At 61.8% G+C, this 19893-nt stretch carries 18 protein-coding genes; 7 read left to right on the top strand and 11 right to left on the bottom strand.

Annotation, left to right across the window (positions count from 1 at the left end; all coding sequences use genetic code 11):
• Positions 1 to 101: 101 nt before the first annotated feature.
• Positions 102 to 857: a COG4705 family protein gene (locus KI237_RS06000; RefSeq protein ID WP_212799195.1), complete on the bottom strand. Its 756-nt coding sequence runs from the start codon at positions 855 to 857 to the stop codon at positions 102 to 104.
• Positions 858 to 1196: 339 nt separating this feature from the next.
• On the opposite strand from KI237_RS06000, the gene KI237_RS05995 reads away from it, so the two are divergent.
• A complete protein-coding gene (locus tag KI237_RS05995) occupies positions 1197 to 1763 on the top strand; it encodes a heme utilization protein (protein ID WP_212799194.1) in 567 nt (188 codons plus the stop codon).
• 290 nt (positions 1764 to 2053) lie between these two features.
• Positions 2054 to 2674 (top strand): flavin reductase family protein, encoded by a 621-nt coding sequence (locus KI237_RS05990; RefSeq protein ID WP_212799193.1) that lies wholly within the window; start codon positions 2054 to 2056, stop codon positions 2672 to 2674.
• 108 nt (positions 2675 to 2782) lie between these two features.
• Here the strand turns inward: KI237_RS05990 and KI237_RS05985 are convergent, their stop codons facing one another.
• Genes KI237_RS05985 through KI237_RS05975 form a run of 3 tightly spaced genes read right to left on the bottom strand, consistent with a single transcriptional unit; the run spans position 2783 to position 3633 of the window.
• Positions 2783 to 3022, bottom strand: coding sequence for a hypothetical protein (locus tag KI237_RS05985; protein WP_212799192.1), 240 nt, complete (start codon positions 3020 to 3022; stop codon positions 2783 to 2785).
• A 43-nt stretch (positions 3023 to 3065) separates the two neighbouring features.
• Positions 3066 to 3419, bottom strand: a complete 354-nt coding sequence (locus KI237_RS05980; protein ID WP_212799191.1) for a putative quinol monooxygenase — start codon at positions 3417 to 3419, stop codon at positions 3066 to 3068.
• A 52-nt stretch (positions 3420 to 3471) separates the two neighbouring features.
• The gene (locus tag KI237_RS05975; protein ID WP_212799190.1) at positions 3472 to 3633 is read right to left on the bottom strand and encodes a hypothetical protein; all 162 of its coding nucleotides are present in this window, start codon (positions 3631 to 3633) and stop codon (positions 3472 to 3474) included.
• 113 nt (positions 3634 to 3746) lie between these two features.
• Between KI237_RS05975 and KI237_RS05970 the strand changes: the two genes are divergently transcribed.
• Entirely contained in the window at positions 3747 to 4676 is a 930-nt protein-coding gene (locus KI237_RS05970; protein ID WP_212799189.1) for an AraC family transcriptional regulator, read from the top strand.
• Positions 4677 to 4796: 120 nt separating this feature from the next.
• Here the strand turns inward: KI237_RS05970 and KI237_RS05965 are convergent, their stop codons facing one another.
• On the bottom strand, positions 4797 to 6428 hold the full coding sequence (locus KI237_RS05965) for a 5-guanidino-2-oxopentanoate decarboxylase (RefSeq protein ID WP_212800565.1): 1632 nt from the start codon (positions 6426 to 6428) through the stop codon (positions 4797 to 4799).
• 160 nt (positions 6429 to 6588) lie between these two features.
• Between KI237_RS05965 and KI237_RS05960 the strand changes: the two genes are divergently transcribed.
• On the top strand, positions 6589 to 7497 hold the full coding sequence (locus KI237_RS05960) for a LysR substrate-binding domain-containing protein (RefSeq protein ID WP_212799188.1): 909 nt from the start codon (positions 6589 to 6591) through the stop codon (positions 7495 to 7497).
• A gap of 107 nt (positions 7498 to 7604) precedes the next feature.
• On the opposite strand, the gene KI237_RS05955 is transcribed toward KI237_RS05960, so the two are convergent.
• Positions 7605 to 8624, bottom strand: coding sequence for an alpha/beta fold hydrolase (locus tag KI237_RS05955; RefSeq protein ID WP_212799187.1), 1020 nt, complete (start codon positions 8622 to 8624; stop codon positions 7605 to 7607).
• Positions 8625 to 8861: 237 nt separating this feature from the next.
• Positions 8862 to 11174, bottom strand: a complete 2313-nt coding sequence (gene metE / locus KI237_RS05950) for a 5-methyltetrahydropteroyltriglutamate--homocysteine S-methyltransferase (RefSeq protein WP_212799186.1) — start codon at positions 11172 to 11174, stop codon at positions 8862 to 8864.
• Positions 11175 to 11283: 109 nt separating this feature from the next.
• On the opposite strand from metE, the gene metR reads away from it, so the two are divergent.
• On the top strand, positions 11284 to 12201 hold the full coding sequence (gene metR / locus KI237_RS05945; protein WP_058546066.1) for a transcriptional regulator MetR: 918 nt from the start codon (positions 11284 to 11286) through the stop codon (positions 12199 to 12201).
• Positions 12202 to 12306: 105 nt separating this feature from the next.
• Here the strand turns inward: metR and KI237_RS05940 are convergent, their stop codons facing one another.
• From KI237_RS05940 to nosR, 4 genes are all read right to left on the bottom strand, one after another.
• A complete protein-coding gene (locus KI237_RS05940; RefSeq protein WP_212799185.1) occupies positions 12307 to 12804 on the bottom strand; it encodes a GNAT family N-acetyltransferase in 498 nt (165 codons plus the stop codon).
• Positions 12801 to 13439, bottom strand: coding sequence for a LysE family translocator (locus tag KI237_RS05935; RefSeq protein ID WP_013694135.1), 639 nt, complete (start codon positions 13437 to 13439; stop codon positions 12801 to 12803). The genes KI237_RS05940 and KI237_RS05935 overlap by 4 nt, the downstream gene beginning before the upstream one ends.
• A 24-nt stretch (positions 13440 to 13463) precedes the next feature.
• Complete coding sequence (locus tag KI237_RS05930) at positions 13464 to 13880, bottom strand: NUDIX hydrolase (protein WP_212799184.1); 417 nt, start codon at positions 13878 to 13880, stop codon at positions 13464 to 13466.
• 230 nt (positions 13881 to 14110) lie between these two features.
• Entirely contained in the window at positions 14111 to 15478 is a 1368-nt protein-coding gene (gene nosR, locus KI237_RS05925; protein ID WP_212799183.1) for a response regulator c-di-GMP phosphodiesterase, NosR family, read from the bottom strand.
• 227 nt (positions 15479 to 15705) lie between these two features.
• Between nosR and KI237_RS05920 the strand changes: the two genes are divergently transcribed.
• Both KI237_RS05920 and KI237_RS05915 read left to right on the top strand, forming a co-directional pair.
• The gene (locus tag KI237_RS05920; protein ID WP_212799182.1) at positions 15706 to 17997 is read left to right on the top strand and encodes a GGDEF/EAL domain-containing response regulator; all 2292 of its coding nucleotides are present in this window, start codon (positions 15706 to 15708) and stop codon (positions 17995 to 17997) included.
• Positions 17994 to 19868 carry an EAL domain-containing protein gene (locus KI237_RS05915; RefSeq protein WP_212799181.1) on the top strand — a complete coding sequence of 625 codons (1875 nt, stop codon included), beginning with the start codon at positions 17994 to 17996 and terminating at the stop codon, positions 19866 to 19868. Before KI237_RS05920 ends, KI237_RS05915 begins: the two co-directional genes overlap by 4 nt.
• Positions 19869 to 19893 lie beyond the last annotated feature (25 nt).

The following is a 19893-nucleotide window of genomic DNA, read 5'->3' as shown; positions in this document are numbered from 1 at the left end:
AACCCAGGGGATTCGCACTAGCCTGTGGGAGCAGGCTTGAACCCAGGGGATTCGCACGGGCCTGTGGGAGCGAGCTTGCTCGCGATCGGGACAACTCGATATCAACTCAACTCGGCAGCACCCTGCTTGCCATAACGATTCTGCGCATACGCCGCCCCGGCGATCATCACCACCAGTATCCCCGCCAGCACTGCCGACGAGCCGACGGTGCCAAAGTCCAAGCCACCCTTTTCGTGGGACTTGGTCATCAAGTCGCCCAGCGTCGCCCCCAGGGGACGCGTCAGTACAAACGCTACCCAGAACAACGCCACCGTCGAAATCCGGGTGGTGTACTTGAGCAGCACGACCACGGCGATGGTCGAGCCGATCAGCAATGCGCCGCCGCCGAAGCCCAGGCCCGAATCGTCCGCCAGGTAGTCACCGAGGGCCGTGCCCAAGGTGTTGGAAAACAGAATCGCCATCCAATAGAACATTTCACCCCGGAAGGTCTGCACCTTGGTGACGTTGAGCGAATCACCACTCAGGCGCCAGGCTGCGAAAATCGCCAACAAAATCGCAATCAGGATCATCGACCCGGTGGCGTAACCCAACTCAAGGGTGCGATCCATGAAATCGGACATTGTGGTGCCCGCGGTGCTGGTGGACAGGATCACGATCCAGTACAGCAGCGGTTTGTAGGTCTTGGCCATCAGTTGCGTCACCAACGTCAGGACGAACACGCTGATCAAGATCAGCGAACTGATGGCGTAACCGACATTGAGGGTCATCGATAACAAGTCCCCTGCGGTTTCGCCCAAGGTCGTCGCGCAGATCTTCATGACCCAGAAGGCCAGGGTAATTTGGGGCAATTTATTCATCGCAGGCAAAGCTCCAGTGTGTGATGGCGGGCTCTAGATGGCCATGGGGGGGCAGACTGGGGGGCGTCGGTGAAAAACAGGTCGCGAATGTATGAAAATTCTGTCACACGCGCCAAAACAGCGATTAATCACCCGTTAATGCTGACACTGCACGCTGGGCTCACTTGATCGATCACCTGCACGTTTTTCGTTTCGAGCATTGAAACGAATTGAGTACGCCGACGTTAATATCGATTTAATCGATCTTTATTAGCATTATTTTGCGATTTTAAATCAATTTAATTGGCGTAGCATTCAACACATGCAAGACACATCGCCAACGAACCCGGAGTAACAACCATGAAAACCAAACTGATCCTCGCCCTGACCCTGTCCATGCTGGCCGCCAACACCTTCGCTGCCGACGGTTTCGACCGCACCAGCTCGGCCATTGCCGCCGACGGTTATGACCGTACCAGCGCTGCCACTGTTGCGGCTGATGGCTTCGACCGCACTAACGGCGCTACCGTCGCTGAAGATGGTTTCGACCGCACTAGCGGCGCTACCGTCGCTGAAGATGGCTTCGACCGCACCAACGGCGCCACCGTCGCTGAAGATGGCTTCGACCGCACCAACGGCGCCACCGTCGCTGAAGATGGCTTCGACCGCACTAACGGCGCTACCGTCGCTGAAGATGGTTTCGACCGCACTAACGGCGCTACCGTCGCTGAAGATGGTTTCGACCGCACTAACGGCGCTACCGTCGCTGAAGATGGCTTCGACCGCACTAACGGCGCTACCGTCGCTGAAGATGGCTTCGACCGCACCAACGGTGCCACCGTCGCTGAAGATGGCTTCGACCGCACCAACGGCGCCACCGTCGCTGAAGATGGCTTCGACCGCACCAACACTGCTGCCATCAGCTAATCCGAGAACGACACCCTCACAGCCCGGCTTCGGCCGGGCTTAGTTATTTGTGGGGCAAGTGGAACCAACACGACCATGACGCAGGAGCACGATTTGTCTGATGCCAGAAATCCAGTGTGGGAGCGAGCTTGCTCGCGATAGCGGAGTTCCAGTCAATAACGATACTGACCGATCCATCGCTATCGCGAGCAAGCTCGCTCCCACAGGGCTCCATGGGTGCTGACAAAAACAGTGCGGCCCTGCACTATCTTCCAATCCCTTGAAACCCCACCGCAGGACCTTCTTCAGCCATGCCCGATGACATCCATTTCTACGAACCCGCCAACGGCCACGGCCTACCCCACGACCCGTTCAATGCCATCGTCGGCCCGCGTCCCATCGGCTGGATTTCTTCGCAAGATACCGAAGGCCGCCTGAATCTGGCGCCCTACAGTTTCTTCAATGCCTTCAACTACATTCCGCCGATCATTGGTTTTTCCAGCATCGGACGCAAAGACAGCCTGAACAACATCGAACAGACCGGCGAATTCGCCTGGAACCTGGCCACGCGCCCGCTGGCCGAGCAGATGAACCAGAGCTGCGCGATGGTCTCGCCTGAGGTCAATGAATTCGAACTGGCGGGTTTGACGACCGCCCCGTCACGAGTGATCCAGGTACCGCGCGTCGCCGAAAGCCCAGTGTCCTTTGAATGCAAGGTCACGCAGATCATTCAGTTGCAGCGGGCGGACAAAGGGCTGGTGCCGAGCTGGCTGATCCTCGGCGAAGTGGTCGCCGTGCATATCGCCAAGTGGCTGTTGAAGGATGGGGTGTACGACACCGCCGCCGCCGAGCCGATCTTGCGCGGTGGCGGGCCGGCGGACTATTTCCAGTTGGGGCCTGAGGCGTTGTTCAAGATGCATCGCCCTCGATAGAAGGTTGCACCGTGGGAGCAAGGCTTGCCCGCGATGCAGGCAACTCGGTCTGTCTTGGGAACCGAGGAGCCTGCCTCGCGGGCAAGCCTTGCTCCCACAACGTTAATCTCATAGGTTCCAGACCAACCCGCCCTCGTCGTCGACACCCTTGAGGTGGGTCAGTTGCAGGGCTGCCGCTTCATCGGCTTTGACCGCGGTCTCGAAGGTCTGCTCTTCAAGGATCTTGTTGAAGCGCGGCGCACCTGAGCCGCCGATGGCCTTGGTGGCAATGGCGGCATGGTAGCCGCCGCCTTCCTTGGGAACGACTGCGGAAACAGCTTCAAAGGTTTCAAAGGCTTTACGTGCCATGTCTTGTGCATCCTGGCGATGGAAAATGACGCTCATTAAACCTTCAACCGGCCAGTTTGTGTACCTGCGCCCGACACCCTTCAGTCGCCTGGGTGGCAGAGACTTCCCGGAAGGTGTGGAAATCCAGGCTGCTGACCACCAGGTTTTGCACCAGCTCGGCGAAAATCGCCATGGCCGGTGAATTGAAGTAGGCGTCCATCGACGGCTGATTGACCCAGAGCCCGGACACCAGCCACAAATCAGCGTCGCATTGCGATTGCTGCAAAGCAAAGTGCAAGCAACCGGGAGCCAGGCGCGAAGGCGCGATCAGCGTACTCAGGCGCGCCCCCAGTTGCCTGGAGCAACCGGCACGGGCCCGGACGAAAGCCATGTGGCTGACGGGGATCTGTGTAGTCATGTTCAACCCTCCCAGGTAATCCGTTGTGCAGCCGGGGACAGCTGCGACAGGATCAAAGGTTAAGCGCCACGACGCCAGTTTCGTTAGTCGATTCCTGCCGACCCATTGCACAATCCTGCGCATCGGCGTCACACCATTTGCCATCAATCTGGTTGAACCCCGGAAACTTGAAACAAAAGGTTTCAAGCAAGTTTCGGTAACGTTGCACCGTCATGCCCCCTTGCGCCGTGCAGGATCAGGCAAGCTTTCAACAGGATGTGGCTACCGCTGCGCCTTGCACAAACATAAGCTTTTGTTCATCGCTCCCTATCGCCTGAGGATTCCGGCATGTCGCCACTCGACCACGCCCACGTCCCGCTGGACACGCACTTGGAACAACAGCGCGCCGAACTGGCGTCGATCATCGACCGCAACACCAGCGAAGACGGCAGCTACGCCACGGCCATCGGCTCGCTGAACCTGTCGCGCCACAGCCAGCCGCACAAATTCGCCCCGGTGCTGGCGCAACCGGCGCTGTGCATCATGGCCCAAGGCAGCAAACAGGTGCGCCTGGCGGATGAGTTCTTCAATTACGATCCGCTCCATTACCTGGTGGTCTCGGTCTCGATGCCGCTCAGTGGCTGCATCGCCGACGTATCGCCCGAGCAGCCGATCCTGGCCCTGCGCCTGGACATCGACCCGGCGGAAATCACCGCGTTGATCGCCGACGCCGGCCCGTTGGGCGTACCGACCCGCCCCGCCGGGCGCGGGCTGTATGTCGAACGCCTGGACACGCCGATGCTCGACGCCGTGCTGCGCCTGGCGCGGCTGCTCGACACGCCGAAGGACATCGCCATGCTCGCACCGCTGGTGCGCCGGGAAATCCTCTATCGCCTGCTGCGCAGTCCCCAGGGCTATCGGCTGTATGAAATCGCCATCGCCAACAGTCAGAGCCATCGCATCAGCCAGGCGATCAAATGGCTCAACGGCCATTTCGAACAGCCGCTGCGCATCGATGACCTGGCCCGGGAAGTGAACCTCAGCGTCTCCACCCTGCATCACCGCTTCAAGGCCATGACCGCCATGAGCCCGCTGCAATACCAGAAGCAACTGCGCCTGCAGGAAGCCCGGCGGCTGATGCTCGCCGAAGGGCTGGAAGCCTCGGCGGCGGGGTATCGGGTGGGTTATGAAAGCCCCTCGCAGTTCAGCCGCGAGTACAGCCGGTTGTTCGGTGCGCCGCCGTTGCGGGATCTGGCGCGGTTGCGGATGACCGTTTGACCTGGATTTTGTGTTGAATGGGCCGGCCCCATCGCGAGCAAGCTCGCTCCCACAGGGCCCCTGTTCACAACAATCAACTGTGGGAGCGAGCTTGCTCGCGATGAGGCCAGTAAAAACACCTCAGCACTTGGACATCCAAACGCCCTGATCAATCTCAATCAATGTCGGCCCCTGCCGCTCACGCGCCGCAAGCAACGCGGCACGCAGTGACGGCACATCGTCGATGGCTTGGGCAGCGCAGCCCAAGGCCTTGGCGACGCCGATGAAATCCGGGGTGTAGATGTCCACGCCCACCGGTTCGATGGCGCGGTTGAGCATGTATTTCTTGATCTCTTCGTAGCCCTGGTTATTCCACAGCAGCACGATCACTGGCGTGCGCGCTTCCACGGCGCTGGCCAGTTCCGGCAGGGTGAACTGCAACCCGCCGTCGCCAATCAAACACACCACCGCCGGGCGACCATGGCCCTGGTCCTTGCCACCCAGCCAGGCGCCAATGGCCGCCGGCAAGGCGTAGCCGAGGGTGCCGTAGCCGGTGGATGAATTGAACCAGCGACGGGGCTGCTCCGGGTTGAAGGTCAAGTTGCCGGTGTACACCGGTTGGGTCGAATCGCCGACGAACACCGCCTCCGGCAGCGCCTGCAAGACGGTGTCGAGAAACAAGGTCTGGGCGCGGCTCGCGGCGTCCCAACTGCCTTGAAGATCCGCACGCAACCGGGCGGCACGCGGCGCCCCCCAATCGTCACGGCGCTCGGCCAAGGGGTGTTGACTCAAGGCGTCGAGCACGGCCCGGGCGGCGGCACGGGCGTCGGCCACCAGCGCCAGGTGCGGCGGGTAGTTGCGCACAGTCTGGTCCGGGTCGATGTCGATGCGCAGCAGCGCACCGGGTATCTCGAAGCCGCCTGCGAAGGTAATGTCATAGTCGGTCTCGGCCAGCTCGGTGCCGATGGCCAGCACCACATCCGCTTCGGCCACCAACGCGCGGGTGGCAACCAGGCTCTGCGTGGAGCCGATCAGTAACGGATGCCGGGACGGCAACAGGCCTTTGGCATTGATGGTCAACGCCACGGGGGCGCCGAGACGTTCGGCCAGTTCGGTCAATTCGGCCGCCGCGTCGATGGCACCGCCGCCGGCCAGGATCAAAGGACGTCGAGCCGTCGCCAGCAGGCCGGCAATTTGTTGCACCGCACTCGGTGCGGCACCGGCGCGGTTGATATTCACCGGCACGCTGGCAAGCAAGGCATCGGCGTCTTCGACCAAAACATCCAACGGAATTTCGATGTGCACCGGCCGCGGGCGCCCAGCCTGGAACACGGCAAAAGCCCGAGCCAGCACGCCGGGCAATTCAGCGGCGGACATCAGCGTGTGGGAAAACGCCGCCACCCCGCCCACCAATGCAGCCTGGTTCGGCAGTTCATGCAACTTGCCGCGCCCGCCGCCCAACTGGCTGCGCGACTGCACGCTGGAGATCACCAGCATCGGGATCGAATCGGCGTAGGCCTGGCCCATGGCGGTGGTGATGTTGGTCATGCCGGGGCCGGTGATGATGAAACACACGCCTGGCTTGCCGCTGACCCGGGCATAACCGTCGGCCATGAAGCCTGCGCCTTGTTCATGACGCGGGGTCACATGGCGGATGCTGGAACGGGCCAGCCCCCGGTACAACTCGACGGTGTGCACGCCAGGAATGCCGAACACCTGCTCCACACCATACGCTTGGAGTAACTTGACCAATACTTCGCCGCACGTCGCCATTGCCATTGCCTTTTTCTTTTCGTGTAAAGGGCCTCGCACAGCACGCGGCGGGCCCCTTTCTGGTCTTGGGAATGGCGTTATTGGAACGGGCAGGCCATAGCGGCAACAATGGATAAAAAGTCATACTAGCCATGTCCTCACGTCATGGCTTGGATCTGAAATGAAGCGACTTCCCCCGCTGCCGGCGCTGCACACGTTTCTGATCACAGCCCAATGCTGCAACTTCACCCGGGCCGCCGAACAACTGCACATCACCCAAGGCGCGGTGAGTCGGCAGATCGCCGGGCTGGAAGATCATCTGGGTTATGCGCTGTTCCAGCGCCAGGCACGCGGCCTGAGCCTGACTGCCGAAGGCCAGGCGTGGCTACCCCGGGTGCAGCAGGTGTTCAGCCTGATCGGCGAAGCGGTGGAGCAGGTCGGCGAAAAACGCCAGACCCTGCAACTCAAGGCCCCGACCTGCGTGATGCGCTGGCTGCTGCCACGCCTGTTGCAATGGCAGAAGGAACGGCCGGACGTGCCGGTGGAGTTGACCACCACGGTCAGGCACGGTGTGGATTTCCAGCGCGAAGCCTTCGACGCCGCGGTGGTCTATGGCCCACCACCCGACGCCTCGCTGGCCTGCGTGCATCTGTTCGATGAACAACTGACGCCCGTCTGCTCTCGCCCGATCCTGGAAGGGCCGGTGCCGCTGCGTGAGGCCGCCGACCTGCAACAACACCTGCTGTTGCACCCCACCCGTGACGAGCGTGATTGGAACGCCTGGCTGAAGGCAGCCGATGTGCACCTGAGCAATGTCAGCAAGGGCCAGCATTTCGAAACCCTGGACCTGGCGATGTCCATGGCTTCCCAAGGCACGGGTGTTGCGATTGGCGACTGGTCGCTGATCGGCGACGACTTGAGCGCCGGTCGGCTGGTGATGCCGTTCGAATTGAAGGTCAAGACCGGGCTGGGTTATCACCTGGTGCACCCGCACAAACCCCAGGTGTCAGGGCCGTTGCAGGAATTGATGGATTGGTTGGTGGGGCAGGCCCAGGCGCGGTCCTGTGGGAGCAAGGCTTGCCCGCGATGAAGACGACGCGGTCTCTCAGAGATCGAGGTGGCTGTTTCGCGAGCAAGCTTTGCTCCCACAAATCCCCTCGCCACAAAGCCAGGCAGACCTTTAGAAAGAATGTTTGATCAAAGCAGATTCGGCGCCTGCACCGGCTCGATCTGCGCCCAGTGCGACGTGTCCTCGCGGTGCTGCTGCAGATACGGCAACACGGCCCCCAGCAACGGCGCCTTGAATGCCTCCTGGAAACGATGGGCCAGGCCCGGGATCAGCTTCAACTGGCTGCCTTGGATGTGCGCCGCCAGATGCACGCCGTGCATCACCGGCAGCAAAGGGTCGGCGGTACCGTGGACCACCAGGGTCGGCACCCGCAGTTGATTGAGCAGGGCCACCCGACTCGGCTCGGCCATGATCGCCATGATCTGGCGCTTCACGCCTTCGGGGTTGAAGGCCCGGTCATAGGCCACGGCGGCCTGATGCAGCAATGCCTGGCGATCATCCACCACCATCGGGCTGCCCAACGCGGCCAGCAGATCGGCCTGTTGCTGCAGGGCCGCTTCGCGATTCGGCGCACTGCGCCGCGACAGCAACTGCACCAACGCGGCGCTGGGTGCGGGCAAGCCTTCGGCACCGGAACTGGTCATGATCAGGGTCAGGCTTTCGACCCGCTGCGGCGCCATCGCGGCCATGTGCTGGGCGATCATCCCGCCCATGCTCACGCCCAATACGTGGAAGCTCTGCACCTGCAAGGCATCCATCAACCCCAGTCCGTCGTCGGCCATGTCGGTCAACGAATAAGGCGCGGCCACGGGCAAGCCGAGTTTGTAGCGCAGGGCTTCGAAGGTCAGGTTGGCGCTGCCGGGGGCTTGGCGCCAGGTGGAAAGCCCGACGTCGCGGTTGTCGTAGCGGATCACCCGAAAACCCTGCTCGCACAGGGCAACCACCACTTCGTCCGGCCAATGGATCAACTGCCCACCCAGGCCCATCACCAGCAGCAGCGCCGGATCCGAGGCACGGCCAACGCTCTGGTAGGCCAGGCTCACCTGATCCAGATCGACCCGTTGGGTCGCAACATTGATGTCACACCGAGAAGCCGCCATCGACGGCAGGCCGAAAAACAACGCGGCCAGGAAAATGAATACACGCATGAACAAACACCGAAACGCAGAACCCCAGTAGAGCGCGAGTCTGATGAAGTTTGTTCAAGCGCGCTGCCACAGTTGCATGACAGTTTGATGAAGATTGCCGAATGGTCTCCTGCGGGAAAGATGTATCTGTGGGAGCAAAGCTTGCTCGCGATAGAGGCACCTCGATTCCTGAGAAATCGCGCTGGCTTCATCGCGAGCAAGCTTTGCTCCCACAGGTACCCGCTCAAGGCGTCGGCTTCAGGCCAGTTGGCTACGCAACTGCCGCGCCGCCGCCACCATGTTCACCAGTGCCGCTTCCGTTTCCGGCCAGCCCCGGGTTTTCAGCCCGCAGTCGGGGTTGATCCACAGCCGCTCGGCGGCGATCCGTTTTACCGCCTTGCTCATCAGCGCAACCATCTCGGCGGTATCCGGCACCCGTGGCGAGTGGATGTCGTAGACGCCCGGGCCGATGTCGTTCGGGTAATCGAACGCCTCGAAAGCCTCCAGCAACTCCATGTCCGAACGCGAGGTTTCAATGGTGATGACATCGGCGTCCATGTCGGCGATGGCCTTGATCACATCATTGAATTCGCTGTAGCACATGTGGGTATGGATCTGGGTTGCGTCGCCCACCCCCGACGCGCACAAACGGAACGCGTCAACCGCCCAATCCAGGTACGCCTGCCATTGCCCATGACGCAGCGGCAACCCTTCGCGAAACGCCGCCTCGTCGATCTGCACGATCTTGATCCCGGCCTTTTCCAGGTCCAGCACCTCGTCGCGCAGGGCCAGGGCCAGTTGTTGGGCCTGGACCTGGCGCGACACGTCTTCGCGGGGGAACGACCACATCAGCATGGTCACGGGGCCGGTGAGCATGCCTTTCATGACTTTGTCGGTCAGGCTTTGCGCGTAGCGGATCCAGTCGACGGTCATGGCGTTCGGCCGACTGATGTCGCCATAGATGATCGCCGGTTTCACGCAGCGCGAACCATAGCTCTGCACCCAACCGAAACGGGTGAAGACGTAGCCGTCCAGTTGCTCGGCGAAATATTCCACCATGTCGTTGCGCTCGGCTTCACCGTGCACCAGCACGTCCAGGCCCAGGCGCTCCTGGATCTGCACGGCATGGCGGATCTCGGTGTGCATGGCGTCCTGATAGTCGTTGGCCGACAGCTTGCCTTGCTTGTAGGCCTGGCGAGCCAGGCGAATGGCCGGGGTCTGCGGGAAGGAGCCGATGGTGGTGGTGGGAAAGGCCGGCAGTTTCAGACGGGCGCGCTGGCGTTCGATGCGTTTGGCAAACGGCGAACGCCGCTGGCTGTCCTGTGGCCCGATTGCCGCCAGGCGCGCCTGGACCGCGGGTTTGTGAATGCGCGCCGAGCTGGCGCGACTGGCCTGCACCTCGCGGCTGTCGGCCATGGCCTGTTGCACGGCCGGCGCCTGTGGATCGTTCAGGGCATCGCGCAGCACCGCGACTTCACCACACTTCTGCACCGCAAAGGCGAGCCAGCTCTTGAGTTCGGGATCGAGGCGGTCTTCGCGCTCCAGGTCCACCGGGCTGTGCAGCAGCGAGCACGAGGTGCTGACCCAGAGGTTATCGCCGAAGCGCTCCTGAGCCGGTTGCAGTTGCGCTAACGCCTGTTCCAGCTCGCAGCGCCAAACGTTGCGGCCATTGACCAGGCCCACCGAGAGAATCTTGTAGGTCGGCAGGCGGTCCAGCACCTGGCCCAGTTGTTCCGGGGCGCGCACCGCGTCGATGTGCAAGCCGTCCACCGGCAGGCTCACCGCCAGGCCGAGGTTGTCTTGCAGGCCACTGAAATAGGTCGCCACCAGTTTTTTCAGCGGCGAGTACTGGAGGATGTGATAAGCCCGCTCGAACGCGCTCTTCCAAGCCTGGGGCAGGTCGAGGGTGAGGATCGGTTCGTCGATCTGCACCCACTCCACGCCCTGGGCCTTGAGGCGGTTGAGAATTTCTCCGTAGACCGGCAGCAGGCGCTCCAGCAGGCCGAGCTTGTCGAACGCCTCGCCCTTGGCCTTGCCCAGCCACAAATAGGTCAACGGGCCGATGATCACCGGTTTGACCCGGTGGCCCAAGGCATGGGCCTCGTCCACTTCATCGAATAACTGTTCCCAGCTCAGGGCGAAGGTCTGGTCGGCGGAAAACTCCGGGACCAGGTAGTGGTAGTTGGTGTCGAACCACTTGGTCAGTTCCTGGGCGTATTGCGCCTGGCCGTGGTCGGTTCCGCAGCAACTGGCCGTGGCGCCACGGGCCATCGCGAACAGGGTGTCGAGGGTCGGCCGGGCCTGGGCATTCAAGGTGCCGTGGAAACGCTGTGGAACGACGCCCAGGGTCAAGGAGTGGCTGAGCACTTGGTCGTACCAGGCAAAGTCCCCGACGGGCAGCAGGTCGATGCCGGCGTCTTTTTGTAGCTGCCAGTGCCGGGCTCGCAGTTCGCGACCCACCGCTTGCAGCGCGGCCGGGGCCAGGTCACCTTTCCAGTAGGCTTCGAGGGCTTTTTTCAGTTCGCGGTCGGCGCCGATGCGGGGAAAACCGAGGGTGTGGGCCAGGGCCATGGTAGGCGTCCTCCTATAAAAGATGGCGCCATTGTCGACAGCCGACCCTACATGAGACAAACTCAACCTTTTCGTGTTGATCACAAGTTTTACTCATGGAGCAACTCCGGTGCTTGAACTCCGTCACCTCAAGACCCTGCACGCCCTGCGCGAAGCCGACAGTCTGGTCGAAGCCGCCGAACGCCTGCACCTGACCCAGTCCGCCCTCTCCCACCAGTTCAAGGAACTGGAAGAGCGCCTGGGCATGCAGTTGTTCGTGCGCAAGACCAAGCCGGTACGGTTCACCAGCGCCGGCCTGCGCCTGTTGCAACTGGCCGATGCCGCCTTGCCTCTGCTGCGCGGCGCCGAACGGGACATCGCCCGCCTGGCTGGCGGCACCGCCGGACGGCTGCACATGGCCATCGAGTGCCATAGCTGCTTCCAATGGTTGATGCCGACCATCGACCAGTTCCGCGATGCCTGGCCTGAAGTCGAACTGGACCTGGCCTCGGGCTTCGCCTTCGCCCCATTGCCAGCCTTGGCCCGGGGCGACCTCGACCTGGTGGTGACCTCCGACCCGCTGGAGCTGGCCGGCATCACGTACGTGCCATTGTTCACCTACGAAGCGATGCTCGCCGTAGCCAACCAGCATCGATTGGCGGGCAAACCCTACATCGTGCCCGAGGACCTGATCAGCGAAACCCTGATCACCTACCCGGTGGAACGCGACCGGCTGGACATTTTCACCCGCTTCCTGGAGCCGGCCGACATCGAACCGGCCCAGGTGCGCACCTCTGAACTGACGGTGATGATGATGCAATTGGTGGCCAGCGGTCGCGGCGTCTGCGGCATGCCGCACTGGGCCCTGCATGAATACAGCTCGCGGGGCTACGTGAAGGCCAAGCGGCTGGGAGAGAAAGGCTTGTTTGCCACGCTGTACGCGGCGGTGCGCACCGACATGCTCGACGCGCCGTACATGCGCGACTTTTTGCTGACGGCCAAGGACACGTCGTTCTCCACACTCGACGGTGTCAGTGCCGTGCGCTGACTGCTTCTGTGGGAGCAAGGCTTGCCCGCGATGGCGTTTTCGCAATCACCATCGCGGGCAAGCCTTGCTCCCACAGACGCCCACACATAGGGATCTGCGGTGAGATCAGAGCTCCAGCCACATATGGATTTTGTCGTGGTATTGGTCACCCACGCAGATCGCCATCGGCTCAAGGCCGTACAGAACAAAGCCACAGCGCTGGTAGAGCTTGACCGCCGGGTCGTTGCCGGCGGTGACGGTCAGTTGCACCAGACGCAGGAAGGGATGACGCCGGGCTTCAGCGAGGGCGGCTTGGACCAGTTGATAGCCGAGCCCGCGATGGCGCTGTTCATCGGCGACGTACATGCCGAACAACAGTGCCTTGTGTCGGGCTTTTTCCCGGGGCTCCAGGGCCAGGCCGACGATGCCGACCAGTTCTTGCTCGACAAACGCCCCCAGCAGTACATCGAGCCGGCTGCCCAGGCGTGACTCCCACCAGTTGATAGGCAGCTTGGCCCGCTCGGTGACGCTGGAGGTGAAGGCCTGGGGATGCAGTGCGTACGCCTGCAGCATCAACTGGCGATACGCCTGGGCATCGCTGGCCCGCAACCGCCGGATGCTCACGCCGAACGCCGTTGCTCAAACATCAGGCGCAACGCCAGCGCACCGAGTACAAAACCCATGAAGTAGCGCTGCGCCGCCAGCCAGGTGGGGTTGTGGACGAACCACGAGGCAATGCCGGCGGCGAACAGGGCGATCAACAGATTGACGCTGAAACTGACGCTGATCTGGGTCAGGCCCAGGATAATGCTCTGGGTGAACAGCGAACCGTGCTCCGGGCTGATGAACTGCGGAAACACCGACAGATAGAACACCGCGATCTTGGGGTTCAGCGCGCTGGTGAGAAAGCCCATGGTGATCAACTTGCGCGTCGAGTCCGCCGGCAGTTGCTGGGCCTCGAAGGGCGAACGCGCGCCCGGCTTCACGGCCTGCCAGGCGAGCCACAACAGGTACAGCGCACCGGCCCACTTCAATACTTCATAGGCCACGGGCACCGCCAGGAACACCGCCGTCAACCCGGCGGCCGCGGCAAACATGTGCACGAAGAACCCCGCCACCACCCCCAGCAAGGAAGTGACGCCAGCCTTGCGGCCCTGGCAGATCGAACGGGAGATCAGGTAAATCATGTTCGGGCCGGGCGTCAGTACCATCAGCAACGCGGCGGCGGCGAAAATCAACAGGTCGGGCAATGGAATCATGAGCATCAGTCCTTGAGGCGCGAATCAGCAGGTAGCGAGACGTGTCGCTCGATAAAACGGCAGGATCACCTCGCCTGTCAACGGTGCCAGCAAAAGATCGCTGTCACCGGCCGGGTCGATCCAGCACACCTCTTCAATTTCGGCAGCCGGCGAAACCGGCGCGTCGATGCTCAGCAAAAACACCTCGGCCTGCACGACAAACCCCGGTTCGTTGGCCGCCGGAGCACTGAACACGCCCAGGTAACGGGCCTGTGCCGGGTCGATCTGCAACCCAAGTTCCTCTTCCAATTCGCGGGCCAGTGCCTGCACCGGTTGTTCATGGGCCTCGATCTTGCCGCCCGGCTGCATGAAGGCCCGCGTACCGCGCTTGCGCACCAGCAGGGTTCGCCCGTCCGGCCCGAACAACAGGGCGGCGGCGATACGGATGAGGGAAGTGGTCATGGGCGATCAAAGCCTTGGGCGGGAAAATGGTGGGGAGATTACAGCGCGTAGCGGTGGGAGCAAAGCCTGCCCGATCTCACACTCAACACTGCCCCCTGTGGGAGCGAGCCTTTGTGGGAGCAAGGCTTGCCCGCGATGAACGATAACGCGGTCATGCTATAGACCGCGGTGCCTTCATCGCGGGCAAGCCTTGCTCCCACAGTTGAAATGGTGTCGCCTTCAGAACCGTGTCACCCCAAAATCGGCTTCGGTGCCAAAGGGTCGGCCGCCTCTTCGGGGATCTTGACGAACACGCTGTACCGCGCGCCTTCCATCGCTTCGAAGGCGATGAGTTTTTCGATCAATGGCGCACTCAGGACTTTGCCAGCGTTGAGCAGCAACATGCCGTTGTCGGCATTGAGGTTGCGCGCCAGGATCATCCCCGCGGTCAACTCGCGCGTGGTGGAGACTTGCACCGTCGGGTCCGACAGGGTCACGTCTTCCAGGTATTCGGCGCAGGCCTTGATGAAGTCCTCGATCATGTCCGGGTCGTACAGCTTGCCGGCGTACTTGCGGATGTAGACCAGCGCTTCGTCGCTGTTCATCTGCCGTTCGAGGATCAACCCACGCTGCAGTTCGATGAAATCCACCGCCAGTTTCAACAGCCGTGAACCGAACGGAATGGCGTCGCCCCTCAGATGCTCGGGGAAACCGCTGCCGTCCCAACGCTCCTGGTGATGGCGGATGATCCGGGCCGCGTCCTTCATCGGGTCCAGGGTCATCAGCAGCGATTCGCTCTGCTTCGGATAGGCCCGATAGAGATCGAGTTCAGTGTGGTGCAACAAGTCGGCGGGCGTGACCATCATGTTGTCGGTCCAGCTCAGCTTGCCGATGTTATAGAGCGCCGCGGCCATGGTCAGGTCGCGGTCGGTGGACTCATCGAGGAAATGCAGCCGGCTGTAGACCCTGATCAACTCGATGATCTGCCGGTTGGTCTGCTTGGTCTTGGGCAGGCGCAGGTTGGCGATCAGCGAAAACACTTCGGTGCTGGTCACATAACTGCGCTTGAGCTCGTCATAGGCCAAATCGAGCATGTCGGCAGTCTGCTGCAGCTCGGAGGTACGCGACGCCACGCGTTTTTCCAGGGTGGCGTTAAGGGTCTTGAGTTGCTGGTTCTGCTCGCGGTTCAGCGCTTCGAGGCGCTGGCGCTCACTTTCGGAATGCTGGTGGGCCAGGGCCTGGCGCAAGGCCTGGACCAACTCTTCATCGTTCCAGGGCTTGCTGAGGTAGCGATAGAGCTGCCCCTCGTTGATGGCCTTGGTCATCATGTCCACATCGGCATAACCGGTGAGCAGGATGCGCAAGGTCGATGGGTACAGCCTGCGGATCTCGGCCAGCAGCGTGGCGCCATCCATGTTCGGCATGCGCGCATCGGTCATCACCAGGTCGACCGGCCGCTCCTTGAGAATTTCCAGGGCCTTGGCGCCACTGTCGGCCAGCAGGATCTCGTACGGCTGGCTGCGCAATAGCCGACGCAGGCTATTGAGAATCGACTCTTCGTCATCGACCAGAAGCACCGCTGGCTTCCTTACCGAAACGTCCGGCGATTGATCTTCCATTTGAACCCCCCTCCTATTCACGACAACCGTTCTACCTTACCCCCGAAATACAGGCTAGTAGATTGCGAACATTTAGACACATTTGCCATCACTGACCGAGCGCATCCCGATCAGGCGACTATGCTCTACCCCATGAAGGGCCAAGTACAGACCGAATACTCATGCCAGCGAAAGGGATATCAGATGTTTCCAGGGTTCTATAGTCAGCATCAAAGTGGTGCACGGCCATGAGCCTGCCGTTGGATAAAACCAATCGGCGGATCCTGATCGTCGATGACACCCCGACCATCCATGAGGATTTTCGCAAGATCCTCAGCCCCCAGGCGACCAACAATGACAGCCTGAGCAGCGCCGAAGAGGCCTTGTTCGGCTCGCCCGTGGCGGTCTCCGGTACGAGTTTCGTGCTCGATTCAGCGTTCCAGGGCATGGAAGCCCTGAACAAGGTCGAGACGGCGCTGGCCCAGGGGCAACCCTTCGCCATGGCGTTCATCGACATGCGCATGCCACCGGGCTGGGACGGCCTGGAAACCATCGAACGGCTGTGGCGCGCCGACCCCAAGCTGCAAGTGGCCCTGTGCACCGCTTATTCGGATTATTCCTGGGAGGACATCGCCGATCGCCTTGAACTGGGCGACCGCCTGCTCATCCTGAAAAAACCCTTCGACGCCATCGAGATCCGCCAGATGGCCAGCACCTTGACCGTCAAATGGCAGATGACCGAAGACGCGGCGCTGAAAATGGACATGCTCGAGCACGCGGTCGAGGAACGCACCCGGGAACTGGCCGACGCCAACATCATCGTGCAGAACAGCCCGACCATCCTCTACCGCCTGCGGGGCGAGCCGCCGTTTGCATTGATGTACATCTCCCACAACATCACCAAGTTCGGCCATGTCGCGGCGCAACTGACCAACGCGCCGGACTGGGCGCAAACCCTGATCCACAGCGACGACCAGGACAAAGTCCATGAGGCCATGGTCCGCGTCCTGGACCGCGACAACACAGGGGCATCCATCGAGTTCCGCATGCGTACCGGCGACGACATGTTCCGCTGGGTGGAGAACCGCTACATTCCGGTGCGCAATGAGCAGGGCCTGTTGCTGGAGATAGAAGGCATCATCCTCGACATCACCGAGCGCAGGCTGGCCGAAGAAAAAATCGCCCTGTTGGCGCGCACCGACGGCCTGACCGGGCTGGCCAATCGCGCCACCGTGATCGAGCGCCTGCACCAGGCTTTCGCTGCCGCTCGTCGGGGGGCGGCGCCGTTTGCGATGTTCTACCTGGACCTGGACCACTTCAAACGCATCAACGATACCTTGGGCCACCCCATCGGCGACCTGCTGTTGCAAGAGGTCGCCGCCCGGATCAAGGCCTGTACCCGGGAAAACGACGTGGTGGCACGCCTGGGCGGCGACGAGTTCGCCCTGCTGCAACTGGACGTCCATGAAGCGACCCACTGCGCCGCGCTGGCGGCCAAGATCCGCGATGCCCTCGTGGCGCCGTATTTCCTGGACGGCAACGACGTGCGGATCTCGGTGAGCATTGGTATCGCCCTGTACACCCCGCAGAGCCTGAGTGCCGACAGCCTGATGGCGCAGTCCGACATGGCCCTGTACCGGTCCAAGGAAAAGGGCCGCAACCAGTACCATTTCCATAACGAGGAGATCAACCAGGAAGTCACCGACCGGGTTGCCCTCGCCAACGACCTGCGCCAAGCCATCGAAAACAAAGAGCTGCACCTGCACTACCTGCCGGAAGTCGACCTCGGCACCGGCAAGATCCTCGGCATGGGCGTGCAAGTGCGCTGGAACCACCCCGAGCGTGGCTGGCTGGAGCCGGCGGCCTTCATGCCCGCCGCCGAGAAAACCGGGATCATCATTGGCCTGGGCCATTGGGTGCTGGACCAGGCCTGCCAACAAATGCGCCAGTGGCGCGACCAGGGCATGGCGCCCCCGGTGATCGCCATCGACCTGTCCCTGACCCAACTCAAGACCGGTCCGGAACTGATCTACGATGTGCTGCGCACCACCGCGCGCTGGGAACTGGCGCCCTGGGACCTGCGTTTCGACGTCACCGAAGCCACCCTGGCCCAGACGAAGTGGACCCACAACGACGTCTTGCCGCGCCTCTGCGAATTGGGCGTGCAGATCGCCATCGATGACTTCGGTACAGAGTATTCCTCGTTCGATTACCTCAAGACCTATCGAGTCAATCACCTCAAGCTCGCCCAGCGCTTCCTCGACAGCGCCAACGCCGACCCCGAGAACGCCACGACGTTGCGGGCGATCATCAATTTCGCCCGGGACGTGGGCATCGGGATCATCGCCGAGGGCGTCGAGACCCAGGAGCAACGCACCACGCTGATGTCCAGCGGTGGGGATATGCAGGCCCAAGGGCATTACTTCAGCACCGTGGTCGACAGCGGCCAGGCCGCCGAACTGCTCAAGGCCGGCACCATCGTTCCGGCGACGGATCACTGGACTCGGCCTGCGACCCAGCTATCGGAGAGCAATCCATGAACCCCATGTCGGTCCCTGCCAACCGGCGAATCCTGGTGGTGGACGACACGCCAGCGATCCACCAGGACTTTCGCAAGATCCTCAGCCCCAGCGCCGGCAACGATGCCTCACTGGACGACACCGAGAGCCTGCTGTTTGGCACCTCGCAGGTCAACCGGCTGCAATTCCAGATCGATTCGGCCTATCAGGGCGAGGAGGCGCTGGAACTGGTCAAGCGTGCCCAGGCCGAAGGCCAGCCCTACGCGCTGGTGTTCGCCGACATGCGCATGCCCCCGGGCTGGGACGGCCTGCAAACCATCGAGCAACTGTGGAAAGCCGACCCGCGCCTGCAAATTGCCCTGTGCACGGCGTTCTCGGATTATTCCTGGGAAACCATGTCCGAACGGATCGAGTTCGACGATCAACTGCTGATCCTCAAGAAACCCTTCGACACCCTGGAAATCCGCCAGATGGCCAGCGCCATGACCTGGAAATGGCAACTGGCCCAAGATGCCGCGAGGAAAATGCGCAGCCTGGAGCGCACGATCGAAGAGCGGGTCCAGGAATTGCTCAAGGTGTCTCACCTGCTGCAGTACGACGTGCTCACCGAGCTGCCCAACAGCATGTTGCTCGGCGATCGCCTGACCCAGGCCATGGCCCAGTGTCGCCGACATGACCGGCAATTAGCGGTGATGTTCATCGGCCTGGACCGTTTCAAGCGCGTCAATAACGCGCTGGGGCATCCGGTGGGCGACGAAATGCTCAAGCGGGTGGCCCGGGCGCTGGCCAGCGTGGTGCGTGAATCCGATTCGGTGTTTCGCTACGGCTCCGATGAATTCGTGGTGATAGCCGGGGATATCGTCGACGCGCAGCAAACCAAAGGCGTGGCCGAAAAACTGCTGGCGGCCATCAGCACTCCTCAGCCCATTGACGGCCATGACCTGAGCGTCACCGCGAGCCTGGGCATCAGCGTGTACCCATCTGACGGTTTCGACGCCGTGGCGCTGATCAAGAAAGCCGAGACGGCGATGCGCAACGTCAAGGAAACCGGCCCCAACGACTACCGCTTCTTCACCGAAGACATGAACCGCCGGGCGCGGCAACAGCAGACCATCGAATCCGGCTTGCGCCTGGGCCTGCAACGCAAGGAATTCGTGCTGCATTACCAGCCCAAGCTCGACCTCAAGAGCGGCAAGGTGGTGGGTGTCGAGGCGCTGGTGCGCTGGAACCGACCGGACCATGGCCTGGTTTTCCCCTCGGACTTTATCCCGGTGGCCGAGGACAGCGGGCTGATCGTGCCGCTGAGCCAATGGGTACTCCAGGAAGCCTGCCAACAGGCCTGCCGTTGGCAAGCCCAGGGCATGCGACCGCTGTACTTGTCGGTGAACATCTCGGCCATCGATTTTCGCCAGCGCGGCTTCGTCGAAGGCATTGCCCGCACCCTCAAGGAAACCGGCCTGGACCCGACACAGTTAGAACTGGAGATCACCGAAAGCGTACTGATGCAGAACGTCGATACCACGGTCGCCATCCTCAAGGCCATCAAGCAACAGGGGATACGCCTGGCCATCGACGACTTCGGCACCGGCTATTCGAGCCTGAGCTACCTGCAGAAATTTCCAGTGGATGTGTTGAAGATCGACCAATCGTTCGTCGGTGACCTGAGCATCGACAGCAACGACGCCAAGCTGGTGAGCACCATCATCAGCCTGGGCAAAAGCCTGAACCTGCACATCATTGCCGAAGGTGTGGAAACCCTCGAACAGTTGGAGTTTCTCAAGAAACACCACTGCGAGGAGGTCCAGGGGTATTACTTCAGCAAGGCCGTGGAACCGCAGGCCTTCGCCGACTGGATGACCGAGTGGGAAAAACGCCAGAACCCGTTTTCGTGAATACCTGAGTGTCATCAACCAAAGT

The sequence above is a fragment of the Pseudomonas sp. St316 genome, from assembly GCF_018325905.1.
GTDB lineage: Bacteria > Pseudomonadota > Gammaproteobacteria > Pseudomonadales > Pseudomonadaceae > Aquipseudomonas.
This window is presented reverse-complemented; position numbering and strand designations above follow the sequence as displayed.

Coding starts and splice junctions, on each gene's coding strand:
- KI237_RS06000 (WP_212799195.1), bottom strand. CDS start 857: ATGAATAAATTGCCCCAAATTACCCTGGCCTTCTGGGTCATGAAGATC.
- KI237_RS05995 (WP_212799194.1), top strand. CDS start 1,197: ATGAAAACCAAACTGATCCTCGCCCTGACCCTGTCCATGCTGGCCGCC.
- KI237_RS05990 (WP_212799193.1), top strand. CDS start 2,054: ATGCCCGATGACATCCATTTCTACGAACCCGCCAACGGCCACGGCCTA.
- KI237_RS05985 (WP_212799192.1), bottom strand. CDS start 3,022: ATGGCACGTAAAGCCTTTGAAACCTTTGAAGCTGTTTCCGCAGTCGTT.
- KI237_RS05980 (WP_212799191.1), bottom strand. CDS start 3,419: ATGACTACACAGATCCCCGTCAGCCACATGGCTTTCGTCCGGGCCCGT.
- KI237_RS05975 (WP_212799190.1), bottom strand. CDS start 3,633: ATGACGGTGCAACGTTACCGAAACTTGCTTGAAACCTTTTGTTTCAAG.
- KI237_RS05970 (WP_212799189.1), top strand. CDS start 3,747: ATGTCGCCACTCGACCACGCCCACGTCCCGCTGGACACGCACTTGGAA.
- KI237_RS05965 (WP_212800565.1), bottom strand. CDS start 6,428: ATGGCGACGTGCGGCGAAGTATTGGTCAAGTTACTCCAAGCGTATGGT.
- KI237_RS05960 (WP_212799188.1), top strand. CDS start 6,589: ATGAAGCGACTTCCCCCGCTGCCGGCGCTGCACACGTTTCTGATCACA.
- KI237_RS05955 (WP_212799187.1), bottom strand. CDS start 8,624: ATGCGTGTATTCATTTTCCTGGCCGCGTTGTTTTTCGGCCTGCCGTCG.
- metE (WP_212799186.1), bottom strand. CDS start 11,174: ATGGCCCTGGCCCACACCCTCGGTTTTCCCCGCATCGGCGCCGACCGC.
- KI237_RS05935 (WP_013694135.1), bottom strand. CDS start 13,439: ATGATTCCATTGCCCGACCTGTTGATTTTCGCCGCCGCCGCGTTGCTG.
- KI237_RS05930 (WP_212799184.1), bottom strand. CDS start 13,880: ATGACCACTTCCCTCATCCGTATCGCCGCCGCCCTGTTGTTCGGGCCG.
- nosR (WP_212799183.1), bottom strand. CDS start 15,478: ATGGAAGATCAATCGCCGGACGTTTCGGTAAGGAAGCCAGCGGTGCTT.
- KI237_RS05920 (WP_212799182.1), top strand. CDS start 15,706: ATGAGCCTGCCGTTGGATAAAACCAATCGGCGGATCCTGATCGTCGAT.
- KI237_RS05915 (WP_212799181.1), top strand. CDS start 17,994: ATGAACCCCATGTCGGTCCCTGCCAACCGGCGAATCCTGGTGGTGGAC.